This window comes from Caminibacter pacificus (assembly GCF_003752135.1).
Taxonomy (GTDB): domain Bacteria; phylum Campylobacterota; class Campylobacteria; order Campylobacterales; family Nautiliaceae; genus Caminibacter; species Caminibacter pacificus.
Genome location: NZ_RJVK01000003.1, coordinates 1 through 16,253 on the forward strand (window position 1 = coordinate 1; position 16,253 = coordinate 16,253).

Below are 16,253 nucleotides of genomic sequence, written 5' to 3' on the forward strand. Positions count from 1 at the left end.
AGAAGGTTAATTGGAGACTAAATAAAATATAGACAGGTTTATCGTTATAGAATTATCAAGAATTTTCTACCTTCTTGGGTAGAAGGTTAATTGGAAACTTAACGATATTTTGCTTGTTTTGTTAATTTTTCAAATTTTCTACCTTCTTGGGTAGAAGGTTAATTAGAGACATCTCTTCCATCTCTGTAGTCATCGATATACTCATAATATTTTCTAATTTTCTACCTTTTTAGGTAGAAGGTTAATTGGAAACGACAAGTAATCCATTTCCACGTTCTCGTAGAGATACCTTGTTACAATTTCCTACCTTACTTGGTAGGAGATAAATTAGAAACCCACCGGGATGACCAAGTATTGCACCAATTCCTTCTTCAACTTTTCATATCTTATTTGTTCCTCTTCAAAGTTTTTTTCTTCTTTTCCTTCGTTTTTGATAAAATTCTCATAAAAAGGCCTAAAATGAAATATACTCTTTTAATCGATTGTGATGACAAAAAAGGGCTTGTATATAAAATCAGCAAGGTTTTATACGAAAACGACTTCAATATAGAAACTCAACAGGAATTCGTTGATAAAGAAAACAACAAATTCTTTTTCCGCGCCGTAATTGCCGGAGAGGTTGATAAAGAAAAATTAAAAGAGCAGATTTTAAAAGAAGTGCCTTGTGCGAATATTAGAATTTTCAAAAAGCGCAAAAAAAGACTCTTTTTAATGGCTACAAAAGAAGCTCACGCTCTTGGAGATATTCTTATTAAACAATATAGTGGCGATTTGGACGTAGAGATTATAGGAGTTATCGCAAATAGAGAAAATCTAAGAGATTTAGTGGAAAAATTCGATATTCCTTTTTATTACATTCCGGCTGAGGGCAAAAGCCGCGTAGAACACGAAAACGAAATGCTTGAAATCATAAAACCTACAAATCCCGATTTTATAATTTTGGCAAAATTTATGAGAATATTGACACCTAATTTCGTAGAAGAGTTCCCGAATAAAATAATAAACATACACCATTCGTTTCTTCCGGCATTCATCGGAGCAAACCCTTACAAACAGGCGTATGATAGAGGCGTAAAAATCATAGGAGCAACGGCCCACTTCGTAAACAACAACCTCGACGACGGACCGATAATCGAACAAGACGTAATCAGAGTCGACCACGAAATGAGCTGGGAAGAGATGAGACTTCAAGGACGTGATATCGAAAAAATAGTGCTCAGCCGCGCGATTAAGCTTGCTATTGAAGATAGGATATTTGTCTATGCAAATAAGACGATAATATTATAAGTAGTGAAATTATGAGTTTGTAAAATTGTAGGAGTTATTTTAAAAATTAAACAACCCGAAATAATTGCAAATTTTAATGGAAAAAAGCGTTAAAAAAAGCACACAAGCGCGCAGCGGTCCGGGCTTTTTAGCTTTTTTGTAATGGTCGAAATTTGCTCTCTTGTTGAGGGTGGTTAATTTTTTATATAGTGGATTAGTGAAATAGTGAATTTGTAAAAAAATAAATTAAAAAGAGGACGAAATGAAAAAAGAGGAGATAAAATCTCAAATAATCAAAGAAAGATTAAGAGAGATTTTTTTTAAAAAACCAAAGGCGGTAGCTAAAATTTTCGAACATCTGATAAAAAGGCAAAAAAGTGTTTAATGTCGTACTATTTAATCCTCAAATTCCACCAAATACCGGAAATATCGGAAGACTTTGCGTAAATGCCGGAGCAAAACTTCATATCGTAAAGCCCATAGGCTTTGATATTAGTGAAAAAGCTGTAAAAAGAGCGGGGCTTGATTATTGGGATAAGCTTGATTTGAAAGTATGGGAGAGTGTTGATGAGTTTTTGAAAAACGTAGATACGAGTAGATGTTTTTTTGCCACTACAAAAACGAAAACTCCCTATTTTCAAAAAAAATTTAAACCCGGAGATTATCTGATATTCGGAAGCGAAACAAAGGGAATCGACGAAAAAGTCTTAAACGAACATAAAGAAAATTGTATTACAATACCTATGACACGAGAGGGAAGAAGTTTAAATTTAGCCGTAAGCGTGGGAATTGTGCTTTATGAAGCGATAAGACAAAATTTTGATGAATTTATTGATTTTAGTCAATGAAAGAGAAATTTTTTAAAGCTATAATTTTTTCGTCCCCTCTCCTATTCTCTTAAAGGAAAAAAATGACGACTGATAAATTCAAAAGCGAAATAGAAACTCTAACTAAATTTTTCCAAATATACTGCCACGATAAACATCAAAATCAATACGAAAAAGAGTATATCATTCCCTATAAAGATATAAAAATTACAAAAACGATATCACTTTGTGAAGATTGTCATGAGATGCTTAAATATTCGATTTTAAGACTTCAAGAATGCCCTCACGACCCGAAACCGAGATGTAGAAATTGCGACGAGCCGTGTTATGAAAAATCAAAATACAAACAAATGGCTAAAATGATGAGATATTCGGGGATGAAATTAGGACTTACCAAAGCCGCAAAAAGAATAAAAAAAATTTTTAAAAGCTCTTAAAAGTTTTGAGATAACTCATCGCTTCCCAAAATATGGCTTCTTTGTTTTTTTCACTATTTCTCATTTGAAGTTCGAAATTTAACAGATGTTTTAAAAGTTCGTAATAATCTTTTTCTTTAAGTCTTACAGCCAAATCCACTCTTTGTTTTTCAATATCAAAAGGAAGCTTATACCCCAAAAAACCTTCAAGAGACGAAAGACCGGTTTTTTTGATATATAAATTATACGAATACAAATCTCTGACATATCTGATAGTCGCAGGAATTATTCTTTTAAAATCCACAATTTCGAGCATGGTGTTTAGTTTTTCAAAAAAATCTTCACCTCTTAAAATCGATACTATCAAATCCTCAAAAGACTCCTCTTTATAAATAAAAACAAGCTCTTTTACTACGTCAACGTCAATATTATCACTATATAACGATAATTTTTCTATCTCGCTTCTCAAAAAAGACGGCTCTATCGATTTTGCTAAAAAAAGTTTTGCTTCTTGGGTTATATTTACTTTTTTTTCATTTGCGATTTTATTTATTAATTCGACTTTATCTCTTAAATTAGGCTCGAAAAATCTAACGAAATTTTTGCCGAAAACTTCCGGTCTTTTATTGCCGTAATAAAAAAAGAAAAGATAAGAGTTTTTCGTATATTTTTTTAATTTATCTATATTCGGAGGAATTTTATTGTGTTTTATTATCAAAACGCTCTCTCCTCCGAATAAAGAGGTTTCGTTTAGGTGAGTTTTTGCTATCTCAAAATCATACTCGTCATAATACATCTTCAAAATATTTGCGTTTTTGAATTTTTCTTGAATTATTTTTTCGTACTCTTGCAGATAAAACTCGTTACCGTAAAACAACAAAAAGTGCGGATATTGTGCCAATTTATCAAAATCTTTTTTATACATAGCAAACTTTTTGTAAAATTATACAATATTAGGAAAAAGGAGGATATATGAAAAAAACTTTACTACTTTCATCTGTTTTAGTTGCAACTCTTTTTGCAAGCGGATATAGAATACCAGAGCAATCTCTAAAAGGTATAGCTCTTAGTGCCGCAAACGTAGCGAATGCAAGCGGAGCCGATAGCGCTTATTATAACCCTGCGAATATGGTGTTTAATGAAGACAAAAATAGTTTTGAATTATTAACTACAATGATTCATCTTAATAAGGTCAAATTTCAAAACGATAACGGAGAAGTATATTATTCAAGAAAAGAAGATTTCATCGTACCTCAGTTTCATTTCACTTCAAAAGACCATAACGGTTGGAGATTCGGATTTTCGGTAACATACCCGGCAGGTCTTTCAAAAAGATGGGACGATACGATACCTGAAGCAGGAGCAAAAGAATTTACTCTTAAAACTATCGAACTAAACCCCGTAATTGCAAAAAAAGTAAATGAAAACATTGGTGTTGCATTCGGTATCAGATTCGTAAAAAGCGAAGGTATCGCAAATGTTTTGGGGCTTAAATCAAACGGAGACGGAACATACACACCTTTATATTCGGAATATCTAAACGGAGACAGTTTCGATAAAGGATGGAACGCGGCAGTTGCTTTTAGAAGCGACGACCAAACATTAAGACTTGCGGCGACTTACCGCTCGAAAATAAATCTTTCACTTAGCGGTGATGCAAGCGGATTTTATAATCTGTATCTAATCACGGGAAATCCGGCGGATGCTGCAAAAGTAGTAGCTTTTAACACTCCGGGGAAAGTAACGGTACCTTTACCGGCTGTTTTAAATTTAGCTATAGCTAAAAAATTCGGAAAAACAACACTTGAATTCGTATTTGACAGAACATATTGGCATAGTTATAAAAAATTAGACTTCGATTTTAAAGACCCTGCCGTTAATGCAATATTCGGTACTCCAAAACCGAAAGACTGGAAAGATTCCAATACTTACAGATTCGGTATAACACACCAATGCAGCGAAAAACTAACAGCAATGTTAGGATATGCTTATGACGAATCTCCAGTGCCTAACTCTACAATAGATTTCAGTCTGCCGGATAGCGATAAACATATCTTTTCAGGAGGTATAAAATATAAACTTGACGATAGAATGAGTGTAGGAATTTCAGCTCTTTATACAAAACAAAAAACAAGAAGAGCAAGCGTATACGACCCGATTACGAAAACATATACAAACGGGGAATTTAAAGAGGGAGGAGCGGTATTATTCGCCGCCGGATTCGATTATACTTTCTGATTCCTCTTTTTTTACTTTACCTTTTATTTTTGCAGTTGCAATATTTGCTTTTACGATTTCAATATCCACCTTTTCAAAAAGATTAAATTTTTGTTTATCTTTAAGAAATACTCTCGCTCCTAATAATTTATCTTCAAGAATTTTAGCAATAGGCGGAATTTCGGTGTCTTCGATTATACCTTTATAAACATCTCCGATGTGTAAATCTGCATATCTTGCATATTTTCTGTCATAAAAATCCCACTCGACTTTCATAGCTTCTCTCTCAAGCTCGCTTAATTTCACCACAAGAGCTTCGACATTTCTTAAAATATAATCAAGAATCTTCTTCTCACCTTTAATAGTCGCTTTTAAAATTCTATGAAGCGTAAGATCCGAATATCTTCTAATAGGTGAAGTGAAATGTGTATATCTCTCAAATCCCAAAGCGAAATGCCCCGTATTTGTTGCATCGTATCTTGCTTGTTGTTGAGAACGGATAATAAGTTTATCGACGAATTTTTTTATACCCATCTCTTTTGCTTGAGATTGAATACCCTCAACAACTTTCGTAAAATCTTTTTCATCGACATCAACATCAATTCCGAGTGCCCCAAGCTCACTATATAGTTCGTCAAGCGATGTTTGTGACGGTTTGTCATGTACTCTGAAAATACCGAAATCAATCATCTTAGCCGCCGCTTTATTTGCAAGAAGCATACAATCTTCTATCAGCTTATGAGACGGCGTCTCTTTTTCAAGAGTAACGTCTTTAATCATCCCGTTTTCATCAAGAGTCATTTTAATTTCGTCACTCTCAAATTCAAGACCTGTTTTTAGCCTTTGAGCTCTTATATTTTTAACTCTATCCCATAGCGGCATCAACCATTCAAGTATCTCTTTATCGGTATCGTCGATATTTTCAAACTTTCCGTCCAAAAACTCATCCACTCTGTCATACGAATATTTTCTATGAGAGTTTATAATAGCTTCGAAAAGCTCCTCTTTTACCACTTCGTTTTTTTCATTAAGAGTAATTTTAAAAACAAACGCAAGTCTGTCTTCGTGCTCTTTTAAAGAACAAATGTTTTCGCTAAGCTCTCTTGGAAGCATCGGTATGGCTTTGTGAGGAAAGTAGATACTAAACCCTCTCTCTTTCGCTTCTCTATCGATGTTTCCGTTTAGATAAACATATTCGCTAACATCCGCTATAGCTACATAAAGCTCGTTTTTTTCTTTATCGAAATAAATTGCGTCGTCATGGTCTTTTGCAGTCGGAGGGTCGATTGTACAAAACGGCAAATCGGTCAAATCCATTCTATCCGGATACATCGACTTATCTACATAATCGCCGTATGCTCTTGCCTCTTTAATAGCTTTTTTACTAAATTCCTCTTTTTTGTTATACAAAGCAAGAGAAATTTTTTCATCTACCCATGGGTCTTGCAATACACCCAAAACTTCCTCGATTTTCGCCGTATAATTATTGACCTTAAATACAGCTCCGTCAGGAAGTTTTTTTAATGTTTTTTTCTTTTCGCTAACGAAAATCGGCATATCCGTTTTAATATTTTTTAATACCGGCTGTTTTTTGCCGTTTTTGAATTCATACGTCAAATACGCCACCGTATAAGCAAAAGCCTTTTCTAAAATATATACGACTTTCGCTTTTGGTCTTCCTTTTTTGTTAAATAATCTCTCGGCTACTACCAAATCCCCTTTGCTCGCTCCGTTTAGATGATGAGCTTCGATTAGGTAGTCTTTTTCTTTAACACCAATAGGAATTAAAAATCCGAATCCCTTTTTTGTTACATCAACTTTTCCGATTCTATATTTCGATTTAAGTTGAATGATTTTCCCGCTTGTAACAATTCCAAGCGCAATCAAATCGTTTATAATATCACGCTTGTCTCTTGGGATATCTTTTCTATCTATCCCTTTAACAAGCTTATAAGCAAATTCTTTCATAAAATACCCTTAGTTACTAATTTTTTCCAATGCCTCTTTGAATTGATTTATATCTAAGTTATATTTTTCAATTTTTTCAAAAGCTTTATTTAAATTCTCCTCGTTATTAGGGTCTAACAAGTCGTATGTCGTTCTTAAAACATCCAAACTTGCCGCACACTCGTTATATTCAGGCGCATTTTCCGGATTATCGATATATTGTATTGGTATAATTAAATCTTGTCCGAAATGCCAGCGTTTGAATAGTTCCGCGGTAATTTCCGGTGTAGTCGCACCTACGTATTCTTTTTCGAGTGCATATCTGTTTTGAGGAGTTAGTTTGTTTCTGAATTCATTGTGTCTGTTTTCAGTAATAAGTATCAAGGAAATGATCACCGCCCCGATATCAATCAAAAAAGCATCGGTTGCAATTATATCAAGTTTTTGCTTATTTAATCTATACCAATTAAATGCAAGTGCGTTTCTTTTTAACGCAACATCTTGAAATTGGTCTTCACTTATCCCATAAGCACTCAAATCGAATTTAAGAGTATTTCTTATCGCAAAAGAAATTACGAAACCTTTTACTGTAGTCATCCCAAAAAGCGCTACGGCTCTATCTACCGTTTTGATTTGTCTTGCAAATCCATAAAGTGGAGAATTGGCAGCCTTTAACAAATCTGCTTTTAACATAGGGTCTTTTTCAATTATCGGAACTAAATCTTTAACTCCGGCATCAGGATTACTGGTAATTTCTTGAATTTTAACTACGCTATCAGGAAGAGGTGGAAGTGATTTGATTTGGGTTAAAATTTTTTCATTCATTTAGGCTCCTTAACTTTCGGTTGATTTCATCATTCTCACCATAAGAGTCAATATAAACTCTTAAGATTTGAATGGCTTTATCTTTTTTCCCTTGTTTCAAAAGTATATCGGCAAATTGGAGCCAACTTTCAACCCTTTCAGGTTCCATTGTATTTGCTTTTAAAGCCCATTTTTGAGCTTCTTTTAAATTACCTCTTTTAAAAAACTCTTTAGAAATTGTTATAGCCAAATCATAATTCGGATTTTGATTAAAAGAAGCGATAAGTTGTTGTAAATCTACTTTTTCTACTTGTAAATTAAGTTTTGATGGAAGAGTTTGCTTAGTTATTTCTTTTTCAACTTTTTTAGGTTTAGGTGTCGGTTTTGTTACAGTTTTTGGTTCTGGATTTTTAGTGATTTTTTTTGATTCTACCGGAGTTTTTACTTCGGCAATATTTGGCAATATAAATTCAAGTTTAGCTACTTTTTTTTCTTTTTTCTCTGTTTTAGAACTATTTTCTTGGTTAGAAACTTTTATAGAATTATTGTGTGTTGTATTATCATTATTTTTTGGTGAAGTTTTCGCAAGTTTTTCTTTAGTTATATTATTTTCTACTATTTTTTGAGTTTTTAAACCAGTCTGAATATTTGCATATTCTATTAATTTATAAACTAAAACAAAAAATAGAGCTAATAAAATTATTACAATAATTTGATTTCGTTTTTTTTTATAATAAAGCTTTTCTAATTCTTCATATCTATGCATCGATAGCCTTTAAGTCCATTATAGCAATTTCTATATATTTATTATCTATTTTGTTTTTTGAAAACCTACTAGGCTCTTTTTCATAAAAATAATCCACAACGTCAAAAAGTTTAAACATCAACTGATTCGTTGCTCTTAATGAACCTCTTGTATATTTATAAATTTTTTTAAAATTTTTTTTAGTTAACATTTCAGCTGTATCGTTGAAGTTATTTTTCAAAAGTTTAGAATAAATAAAGTTTTCCATTTCAGAAAAAGAAACATTTTTCACAGGAATAATATAGTTAATTCTCGTTTTGAAGTGTTTTTTTTGAAGAAGCTTATTAACATCCGTATCATGAGTGGCAAACACTATAGTAATATTACCCTTATCAGCGTAAATTCTAAGATTTTCCCATGTTTCAGGAGTAAGAAGTTGAGCTTCGTCAAGTAATAAAATATGATGAGTTTCAAGGCCTAGAGTTTTTATAAGTTCAAGCACCGAGTCAATTTCCAAATAAGGATTATTAATATAAAAGACATCTGTATTTTGTTTTAATTCTTCATATACGCTTTTTAAAATCAAACTTTTACCACTACCGGCAGCACCGGTGAGAAGAATCATCTTCTCTTTTTGTTTAATCGCATTTATTAAATCTTGTTTCGTTTTTTCAGAAGTTTTAAGAGGAATATAATTCCTCAAATCAACTACATCTCTAAACAGCTCCCTAGCGTCCGCGAACTTGCTCAAATCCCAAATCCCTTAATGTTTTTTTCTTTTTTAAATCTATAATATGTGGAGTAATAACAAATACCAATTCTTTTTTTGATGTAATTTGTTCTCTTGATGAGAAAAAGTATTTTAGTAATGGAATTTCTTTCAAAATAGGTACTCCGTTTACTTTTAAAGTTTTATCATTAGTAATTAACCCACCAAGTACCAATGTTTGATTGTCTTTCATTTTTACGATGCTAAGCATTGTAGAGTCTTTAGTATCAGGCGGCATACCTCTATCAGTATTTGTTAATTGAGTTGCATCTCTAAAAGCACTTATTCTTGGTGCGATACTTAAAATTATTTCACCGTTATCACTAATTTGAGGAGTAATATCTAATACTACACCTACGAATTTTGAATCAATAGTATATTCTGTTGAAGGGTTTCCATTTTGATCCGTAACAACTTTTGAAGCATATTTATAATAAATCGTATCACCAACGCTAATAATAGCTTTTTGATTATTTAACGTTACGATTTTAGGATTAGAAATAGAATTAACGTTTCCGTTTTGCGCTAAAAAGTTAAGTAATGCACTCGCACTAAAAGTTGCATTATTAAACAATGAAGCACTACCTGCTATATATCTACTTCTTAAAGGAACCGTACTATCAGGAAGTGCGATTTGTAATTTACTCCAATCAATACCTGTCTTATGAGAAGAACTTAGCTCAACACTATAAATTCTAACATCAATCAACACTTCTTTAGTTAAAGCTTTGTATAAGTTTTTCATAAAGTTATCAACCGCTTTAATTTGTTTCATTGTACCTGTTACTACGATAATACCGCTATCTTTATCTACAATCGGTTCAAAGTAACCTTCGTTAGCTTTAGTGTTTTTAGCCCCTTTACCTATTACGGATGCTAATGTAATCGAAGTATCAGAATTATTTTTCAAAATTAAAGTGATTTTTTCTTTAAGATTATCCCAAAAATCAAACTTATAAGTATTTTTTACCGTATTGTCCGTAGCATTTAATTGCGCTTCACCTTCTCTCGTAGTCGAAATAAAATCAAGTTTGTATGTTTTTGTTTTATAATAACTAATATCAAGTTCATTATTTTTCAAAGTGTAAAAAAGCCCTCTTTTTGCAAGAACTAAATCTAAAATTTGAGGTAAAGTATAGTTTTTGATTCTTACAAAAGGCATTTTTTTACTTAATTCAATTTTAGCTTTTCTGTCTTTATAAACTATATTGATTCCGCACTGTTGCGTCACCAATAAATTTAAAAATTCTTTCACTGTTAATCTGTCGCTTGGATTAATACTGTTCGCATAATTAAACAGTTTGTTATTACAATCATTTGCAAACAACGAGATTGCAAAAAACAAAACTAACACTAACTTTTTCATTTTGATTCCTTAAAGAATGGGATTTTTTTATTTAAGCTTTTAACAATTTTTCTATCTTTGCATCTGATAACCAATTTATCGATTGTAATATTACTTACTACACATTTATCAATTTTATCACCGACTTTAACCCATTTTTTCTTTACACTAACAAGTTGAGAACCTAAATACTCTTTTAAAACTACATAAGCTTTATTATCAAATATAGAAACTAAATCTACTTTGATAACTCTTCTGATGATTTTTTTGGTTTTATTATTTTTATAAACCACTTCATTCCTATAAATCTCAAAAGGAGGCGTTATCTTTTCGATATTTTTCAATTTTATTTGATAATTAACTAACTTATTCGTATAATTCAAATATTGATCGTTTACTTGAGCGAATAATAGGACTGCCGTTGCAAATAATACTAACTTTTTCATTTTACAAATCCATATATTGAGATTTTGAGATAATATTTTGTCGGTGAAGTTACGTTGATTTCACTAACCTTAATTAAATCTTTTCGGTTTTCAAAATTATACACATAGAAAATAAAGTTTTTATAATCTCCTCTTAAATAGATATCCATATCCATCCTCTTTACAAGAAAATCCGTTTTTTTAGTAGCGTTTTGATCGTCATACAAGTTATTACTGATTTTTACAACTTTCATACCTTCATTTTTGGCCGCATCCACCGACTCTTTTACAAGTTGAGCCCATTTATATTGATCAAAGTTTGCAAAATTTAAAAGAGAAGTGAGTTCAGTATAAAAAGTTTTTTGTTTTTTCAAAACTTCCAATTGACTTGTTAGTTCTTTTATCTTTTTATTTAACAAAGTAACTCTTGCTAGTAAAACTCTTTGAGTCGTTTCGAGTGAAGATTTTTTTGTCAATAACTCATTATACAAATCATGTTGTTTTTTTGCATACATTTGTGTTTTAGGATAAATAAAATAAAAAATTACAAAACCGATTAAAATTGCAATTAATAAATAAACATAAACAGCTTCTCTTTTAGTTCTTGTATAAAAATAATTATCAATACTTTTTAACGCTTTCATTCTTTAATCCTAATTTCAGATTTGTATTTACCGTCTTTTAAAACTACCTCTTTTGCATAAACATCGTATCCGTTTTGTGTTAATGCATTTATCAAGTCAGGTATATTTGAATTATTATATGCATATACGCTTAAAACATATTCTCCATTAGAATAACTCATATTTTTTAGATATACGTGATATTTATCGAGATAATATGTCAAATCTACAATTTCTTGAGATTTAGGCATATAAGAAAACTTAAATTTATAAACTTCATCAATAAATTTTTTAAGAGTCGCAATGTCTTTTTGATAATTATTAATTTCGGTTTTTATTTTTTTCTCTTTTTTAGTCAGATTGGCTACTTGTACTTGTAATGAATTTACATTTGCTTGAAGCTTATTTATTTCAGTTTGTAAGATATTGTTTTTTCTCTCGAAATTCCAGCCTTTTAAAAATTCATACATAGGCCAAGCACCCATTACCAAAATCAATCCTGCTGTAATTAAGAAAAGTTTACCAGAAGGTCTATAGAAAAACGTCGGTTCTCTTAAAAACGGAGAAAAGTTATATGTTTGGTCTTCGTATTTATAGGCATAATGTGTTTCAAGCATTCCTAAGAATAAAAACGGATCAATAGGAAGTCTGTCAAGGTTGTATTTTTCATAAAATTCAAAGTTATAAACTTCCAAGTCAGAATGTTCTTTAAAATACTCGTTAGCACCTAATATTTCTCCGTATTCGGACGTAATAAAAAGCCTATCAAAACCTCTAATTTCATATTCACTCGAAATTTTTGTCAATTGCTCGTGAATTAGTTTATTAATATTTGAAAATTCTTTTTTAATGATTTCCAATACTGCAAGTTCATTTGAGGCATATTTATCTAAATTGAGCCCTTTTTTTAGTAATAATTTTTTAAATAATTCAATATCAAAGTTTTTAATTTGAAGTGATTGAAGAGCTTCATATACCTTATCAAGACCACTACTAAGAGTAGCAATATAAACAAGTTCGCCTTCACTATAAAAAGTTAAAAAGATTTTATCATACAATAAAACAACAAAAACGTCATTCGCTTTTTTTAAGATTTCTTCAGCATATAACGCCTTATACGCAAATGCAGGAAATGAAAGATAGTCGATATAACCCGTTTGTTCCAAAATATCTTTATAATGGGAATTGATTAAACTAGTAGGAACAATAACCGTCTCGACAACAACATATTTTGGATCTTGATATTTATCTACAAGTTTGTATTTAATGATATACTCTTCGGTCTCTTCTACCCCGGCTTCTTCATAAACTTTGGTCTCGATATAACTTTCAAGATCAATTTTTTCAAGTACGCTTTTTTCAAGTAAAAAACTAAAAAAAATCGCACTTTCTACAGGAACATATGAACAAAGCAAAGGAGATGAAGCAAGATTACCTCTATATATTCTTATAAGCTTTTTATCAACATACAAAATATATTTTTCATTACCTTTTACGCCGATAACTTCATCGATATTGTAATTATACTTTTTAAATAAACCAAAACCTGAATTTTTTCTTTTAGTGTCAAGTGCATTTTTTTTCATTTATTCTACCTCATATCCTAATTCTTCGAGCATTTTTTTGTTTTTGCTCCAACCCGGGACAACTTTTACATAAAGTTCAAGATAAATCTTTTTACCGCTAAATTGTTCTAAAAGTTTTCTGGCATACATACCGATTTCTTTTATCTTTCGACCTTTTTTACCTATTATCATTCCCTTTTGGCTAGGTCGTTCAACTATAATTGTAGCATAAACTTTGTCTAAATTGTCAAATTCCTCGATTTTATCTATTAATACGTCTGTTTCATATGGTAACTCGTCACCTAACTTTTCAAACAAAGCTTCCCTAATAAGCTCTTTGTAAATATTCCTAATATGTTCTGTTGAGATTATTTCAGGATCATAATAATATGGGTGTTCCGGCAAATGTTTTACTATTTCATCAAGAAGTTCGTCTTTTCCTTTACCTTCAACCGCGCTAATCGGTACTACGGCTAATGCTTCTCCCAACTTTTCATAAGCTCTTTTTTTATTTTCTATTTCTTCTTGGTTAACAAGATCGGTTTTAGTTAATACTACGATATGCGGAATCTTTTTTTTATTAAGTTCCAAAAACCACTTATATCCGTCCAAATCATCTCTTACATCGGCTAAGAAAAGTACTAAATCACTATCCCCAAGAGCTTTTAAAGCTTCTTTTAACATAAACTTATTTAAAAGTTTTTCTTTTTCGTGAAGTCCCGGAGTATCAAGTAAAATAATTTGATCGTCTCCATGCATTACAATTGCATTGACCCTTTTTCTGCTTGCATTAGCTTTTGGAGAAACAAGTGCTATTTTTTCTCCCAAAAGCCAATTTAAAAGTGTGGATTTTCCGGCATTTGGTTTTCCTAAAATCCCGACAAATCCACTTTTTATTCCCCTACTTTCTTCTTTTTCTTCCATTTTTATTCCTTCTCTCCCATTCTCTTGCATAATTTTCCTCTTTTATAAAATATATTTCGCTATTTCTTCGTTTTCTACGATGTCTTCAAGTCTCTCTTGAACGTAATCTTTTGTTATTTTAAACGTTTGTCCTTTATACTCATCAGCATTAAAGTTAATATCTTCAAGCACTTTTTCCACAACGGTATGAAGACGTCTTGCTCCTATATCTTCCGTTTTTTCGTTTGCAAGATAAGCATATTTCGCTATCTCTCTTAACGCCTCTTCATCAAATACAAGCTCGACTCCTTCAACCTCAAGAAGCTTTTGATATTGTTTAATTAATGAATGTTTAGGGCGAGTTAATATTTGATATAGCGCTTCTTCATCAAGACTTTGAAGTTCCACTCTTAAAGGGAATCTACCTTGAAGTTCCGGAATCAAATCGCTCGGCTTACTTACGTGAAAAGCACCCGCTGCAATAAATAAAATATGGTCTGTATTTACATATCCGTATTTAGTATTAACGGTAGAACCTTCCACTATCGGAAGCAAGTCTCTTTGAACACCCTCTTTGCTCGGGTCTTGGCGAGTATTTCCCGTTGCTGCGATTTTATCGATTTCATCTATAAAGATAATTCCGTTTTCCGCTCTTTTTAGAGCCTCTTTTTTAAGTTCGTCTTTATTAATAACCTTTTCAGCGGCCTGCTTTCTTAAAAGCTCTTTTGCTTCTTTAACGGTAACTTCTTTTTTCTTGCTGCTTTTATTAAAAATTCCGATAATTTTTACGATACTTTCTTGAGCTTTTACCATTTCAGGAGGCAAATCATCGCCCATATCCATATCTTCGTCAATTTCTATTTCGATTTTAGCGTTATCCATAGCTCCCGATTTTACTTTTTCTTTCATTCTCTCAAAAGCGATTTTATATTCTTGCTGTTTTTCTTCAGGAGCGTTTTTTGGAAGTGGCGGTAGAAGTTTTCTTGTAATTTCGTCAATAACGTTTTCTTCTATCTTTTCTTTACTTGCTTCTTCAAGTTCGGCTCTTACTAAATTCATTGAGTTATTTACAAGGTCTCTAATCATACTTTCGACATCACGTCCGACAAATCCGACTTCCGTATATTTACTTGCTTCCACTTTTACAAACGGTACTTTCATCATTTTCGCCATTCTTCTGGCAATTTCCGTTTTACCAACCCCTGTCGGACCTATCATTAATATATTTTTTGGCAAAATATCATCTTGCCACTCTTTTGGAAGTTGCATTCTTCTATATCTGTTTCTAAGAGCGATGGCTATTGTTTTTTTCGCGTCTTTTTGGCCTACGACATATTCGTCAAGATACTTTACAATCTCTTTTGGAGTCATTTCCATACTATTTATCCTCCTCTAATTTTAAAATAGTAATATTGGTATTTGTGTATATACATAATTCACCCGCAATTTGAAGTGATTCTCTTACAAGCTTTTCAGGATCAAGGTTAGCATGTCTATCAAGAGCGCGAGCCGCAGAAATTGCAAAATTCCCACCGCTACCTATTGCCGCAAGTTTTCCGTCTTCCGGTTCCACTACATCCCCGTTTCCGGATAATATAAAAATATGTTTTGTGTTAAGTACGATCATCATAGCTTCAAGACGTCTTAAATATTTATCTTTTCTCCACTCTTTCGCAAAATCGATTACCGCTTTTAAAAGGTCTCCTTTTCTGTTTTGAAGGTGGTTTTCAAACATATCGAAAAGTATAAAAGCATCGGCCGTACTTCCGGCAAATCCAGCCAAAACTTTTCCATTATAAAGAGTTCTGACTTTTTTCGCGTTGCCTTTTAAAACCGCATGACCGAAAGTTACCTGTCCGTCTCCTCCGATAACGGCAACGCCGTCTTTTTTATATCCGAGTATCGTGGTGGCTTCCAAATGAATATTACTCATTATTCGCCTTCAACTACCACAGGAAGTTTTGCATGAATTCCGTGAGGGAATTTAATATCCACTTCGTATTCACCAGGTGCTTTAATAGATGTATGTTCAACTTGTTTTTTCTCGATTTCAAAACCTAATTCTTTAAGTTTTTCAGCAATTTCTTTATTTGTTACGGCACCTATAAGTTGCCCGTTTGCACCGAGTCTGTGTTTGATAATTACTTTCGTACTTTCAAGTTTTTCTTTAATTGCATTAATTTTGTCAATTTCGGCTTTTAATTTCGCTTCTTCTTCAGCTTTTTTAGCTTCGAACTCTTTAATTGCTTCAGGAGTTGCAAGTACAGCTAATTTTCTTGGTAAAAGAAAATTTCTTGCATATCCGTCTTTAACTTCTTTAATGTCTCCTGCTTTTCCTAAGCCTTTAACGTCGCTTAAAAGTATTACTTTCATACTCACCCTTTTTAATTTATATTTAATT

At 32.0% G+C, this 16,253-nt stretch carries 17 protein-coding genes; 4 read left to right on the plus strand and 13 right to left on the minus strand.

Annotated elements, in window-relative coordinates; all coding sequences use genetic code 11:
• Positions 1–459: 459 nt before the first annotated feature.
• The 3 genes from purU to EDC58_RS06335 all read left to right on the plus strand — a co-directional run bounded on the left by purU (position 460) and on the right by EDC58_RS06335 (position 2,530).
• Positions 460–1,287 (plus strand): formyltetrahydrofolate deformylase, encoded by an 828-nt coding sequence (purU, locus tag EDC58_RS06320; RefSeq protein ID WP_123352673.1) that lies wholly within the window; start codon positions 460–462, stop codon positions 1,285–1,287.
• Positions 1,288–1,643: 356 nt separating this feature from the next.
• Entirely contained in the window at positions 1,644–2,114 is a 471-nt protein-coding gene (locus EDC58_RS06330) for a tRNA (cytidine(34)-2'-O)-methyltransferase (RefSeq protein WP_123352675.1), read from the plus strand.
• A 62-nt stretch (positions 2,115–2,176) separates the two neighbouring features.
• A complete protein-coding gene (locus tag EDC58_RS06335; protein ID WP_123352676.1) occupies positions 2,177–2,530 on the plus strand; it encodes a nitrous oxide-stimulated promoter family protein in 354 nt (117 codons plus the stop codon).
• Here EDC58_RS06335 and EDC58_RS06340 read toward each other — a convergent pair.
• On the minus strand, positions 2,517–3,434 hold the full coding sequence (locus EDC58_RS06340; RefSeq protein WP_123352677.1) for a hypothetical protein: 918 nt from the start codon (positions 3,432–3,434) through the stop codon (positions 2,517–2,519). The genes EDC58_RS06335 and EDC58_RS06340 overlap by 14 nt on opposite strands.
• A 47-nt stretch (positions 3,435–3,481) precedes the next feature.
• Between EDC58_RS06340 and EDC58_RS06345 the strand changes: the two genes are divergently transcribed.
• Entirely contained in the window at positions 3,482–4,747 is a 1,266-nt protein-coding gene (locus EDC58_RS06345; protein ID WP_123352678.1) for an OmpP1/FadL family transporter, read from the plus strand.
• On the opposite strand, the gene EDC58_RS06350 is transcribed toward EDC58_RS06345, so the two are convergent.
• Genes EDC58_RS06350 through rplI form a run of 12 tightly spaced genes read right to left on the minus strand, consistent with a single transcriptional unit; the run spans position 4,715 to position 16,225 of the window.
• Positions 4,715–6,694: a ribonuclease R family protein gene (locus tag EDC58_RS06350; protein ID WP_123352679.1), complete on the minus strand. Its 1,980-nt coding sequence runs from the start codon at positions 6,692–6,694 to the stop codon at positions 4,715–4,717. The two genes, EDC58_RS06345 and EDC58_RS06350, sit on opposite strands and share 33 nt — an antisense overlap.
• Positions 6,695–6,703: 9 nt before the next feature.
• Positions 6,704–7,498, minus strand: coding sequence for an HDOD domain-containing protein (locus EDC58_RS06355; protein WP_123352680.1), 795 nt, complete (start codon positions 7,496–7,498; stop codon positions 6,704–6,706).
• Positions 7,491–8,243, minus strand: a complete 753-nt coding sequence (locus tag EDC58_RS06360) for a tetratricopeptide repeat protein (protein ID WP_123352681.1) — start codon at positions 8,241–8,243, stop codon at positions 7,491–7,493. The genes EDC58_RS06355 and EDC58_RS06360 overlap by 8 nt, the downstream gene beginning before the upstream one ends.
• Positions 8,236–8,973 carry an ATP-binding protein gene (locus EDC58_RS06365; protein ID WP_123352682.1) on the minus strand — a complete coding sequence of 246 codons (738 nt, stop codon included), beginning with the start codon at positions 8,971–8,973 and terminating at the stop codon, positions 8,236–8,238. The genes EDC58_RS06360 and EDC58_RS06365 overlap by 8 nt, the downstream gene beginning before the upstream one ends.
• Entirely contained in the window at positions 8,951–10,357 is a 1,407-nt protein-coding gene (locus EDC58_RS06370) for a type II secretion system protein GspD (protein ID WP_123352683.1), read from the minus strand. Before EDC58_RS06370 ends, EDC58_RS06365 begins: the two co-directional genes overlap by 23 nt.
• The gene (locus tag EDC58_RS06375; protein ID WP_123352684.1) at positions 10,354–10,782 is read right to left on the minus strand and encodes a hypothetical protein; all 429 of its coding nucleotides are present in this window, start codon (positions 10,780–10,782) and stop codon (positions 10,354–10,356) included. The genes EDC58_RS06370 and EDC58_RS06375 overlap by 4 nt, the downstream gene beginning before the upstream one ends.
• Positions 10,779–11,405: a hypothetical protein gene (locus EDC58_RS06380; protein ID WP_123352685.1), complete on the minus strand. Its 627-nt coding sequence runs from the start codon at positions 11,403–11,405 to the stop codon at positions 10,779–10,781. The genes EDC58_RS06375 and EDC58_RS06380 overlap by 4 nt, the downstream gene beginning before the upstream one ends.
• The gene (locus tag EDC58_RS06385) at positions 11,402–12,970 is read right to left on the minus strand and encodes a hypothetical protein (RefSeq protein WP_123352686.1); all 1,569 of its coding nucleotides are present in this window, start codon (positions 12,968–12,970) and stop codon (positions 11,402–11,404) included. The genes EDC58_RS06380 and EDC58_RS06385 overlap by 4 nt, the downstream gene beginning before the upstream one ends.
• Positions 12,971–13,903: a GTPase Era gene (gene era, locus EDC58_RS06390; protein ID WP_235823190.1), complete on the minus strand. Its 933-nt coding sequence runs from the start codon at positions 13,901–13,903 to the stop codon at positions 12,971–12,973.
• 12 nt (positions 13,904–13,915) lie between these two features.
• Complete coding sequence (hslU, locus tag EDC58_RS06395; protein ID WP_123352687.1) at positions 13,916–15,229, minus strand: HslU--HslV peptidase ATPase subunit; 1,314 nt, start codon at positions 15,227–15,229, stop codon at positions 13,916–13,918.
• Position 15,230: 1 nt separating this feature from the next.
• Positions 15,231–15,785, minus strand: a complete 555-nt coding sequence (gene hslV / locus EDC58_RS06400; RefSeq protein ID WP_123352688.1) for an ATP-dependent protease subunit HslV — start codon at positions 15,783–15,785, stop codon at positions 15,231–15,233.
• A complete protein-coding gene (gene rplI, locus EDC58_RS06405; protein WP_123352689.1) occupies positions 15,785–16,225 on the minus strand; it encodes a 50S ribosomal protein L9 in 441 nt (146 codons plus the stop codon). The genes hslV and rplI overlap by 1 nt, the downstream gene beginning before the upstream one ends.
• Between the last annotated feature and the right edge of the window lie 28 nt (positions 16,226–16,253).

Excerpts from the sequence above, each read along its gene's own strand:
- purU (WP_123352673.1), top strand. The coding sequence starts at position 460 with ATGAAATATACTCTTTTAATCGATTGTGATGACAAAAAAGGGCTTGTA.
- EDC58_RS06335 (WP_123352676.1), top strand. The coding sequence starts at position 2,177 with ATGACGACTGATAAATTCAAAAGCGAAATAGAAACTCTAACTAAATTT.
- EDC58_RS06340 (WP_123352677.1), bottom strand. The coding sequence starts at position 3,434 with ATGTATAAAAAAGATTTTGATAAATTGGCACAATATCCGCACTTTTTG.
- EDC58_RS06345 (WP_123352678.1), top strand. The coding sequence starts at position 3,482 with ATGAAAAAAACTTTACTACTTTCATCTGTTTTAGTTGCAACTCTTTTT.
- EDC58_RS06350 (WP_123352679.1), bottom strand. The coding sequence starts at position 6,694 with ATGAAAGAATTTGCTTATAAGCTTGTTAAAGGGATAGATAGAAAAGAT.
- EDC58_RS06355 (WP_123352680.1), bottom strand. The coding sequence starts at position 7,498 with ATGAATGAAAAAATTTTAACCCAAATCAAATCACTTCCACCTCTTCCT.
- EDC58_RS06360 (WP_123352681.1), bottom strand. The coding sequence starts at position 8,243 with ATGCATAGATATGAAGAATTAGAAAAGCTTTATTATAAAAAAAAACGA.
- EDC58_RS06370 (WP_123352683.1), bottom strand. The coding sequence starts at position 10,357 with ATGAAAAAGTTAGTGTTAGTTTTGTTTTTTGCAATCTCGTTGTTTGCA.
- EDC58_RS06375 (WP_123352684.1), bottom strand. The coding sequence starts at position 10,782 with ATGAAAAAGTTAGTATTATTTGCAACGGCAGTCCTATTATTCGCTCAA.
- EDC58_RS06380 (WP_123352685.1), bottom strand. The coding sequence starts at position 11,405 with ATGAAAGCGTTAAAAAGTATTGATAATTATTTTTATACAAGAACTAAA.
- EDC58_RS06385 (WP_123352686.1), bottom strand. The coding sequence starts at position 12,970 with ATGAAAAAAAATGCACTTGACACTAAAAGAAAAAATTCAGGTTTTGGT.
- era (WP_235823190.1), bottom strand. The coding sequence starts at position 13,903 with ATGCAAGAGAATGGGAGAGAAGGAATAAAAATGGAAGAAAAAGAAGAA.
- hslU (WP_123352687.1), bottom strand. The coding sequence starts at position 15,229 with ATGGAAATGACTCCAAAAGAGATTGTAAAGTATCTTGACGAATATGTC.
- hslV (WP_123352688.1), bottom strand. The coding sequence starts at position 15,785 with ATGAGTAATATTCATTTGGAAGCCACCACGATACTCGGATATAAAAAA.
- rplI (WP_123352689.1), bottom strand. The coding sequence starts at position 16,225 with ATGAAAGTAATACTTTTAAGCGACGTTAAAGGCTTAGGAAAAGCAGGA.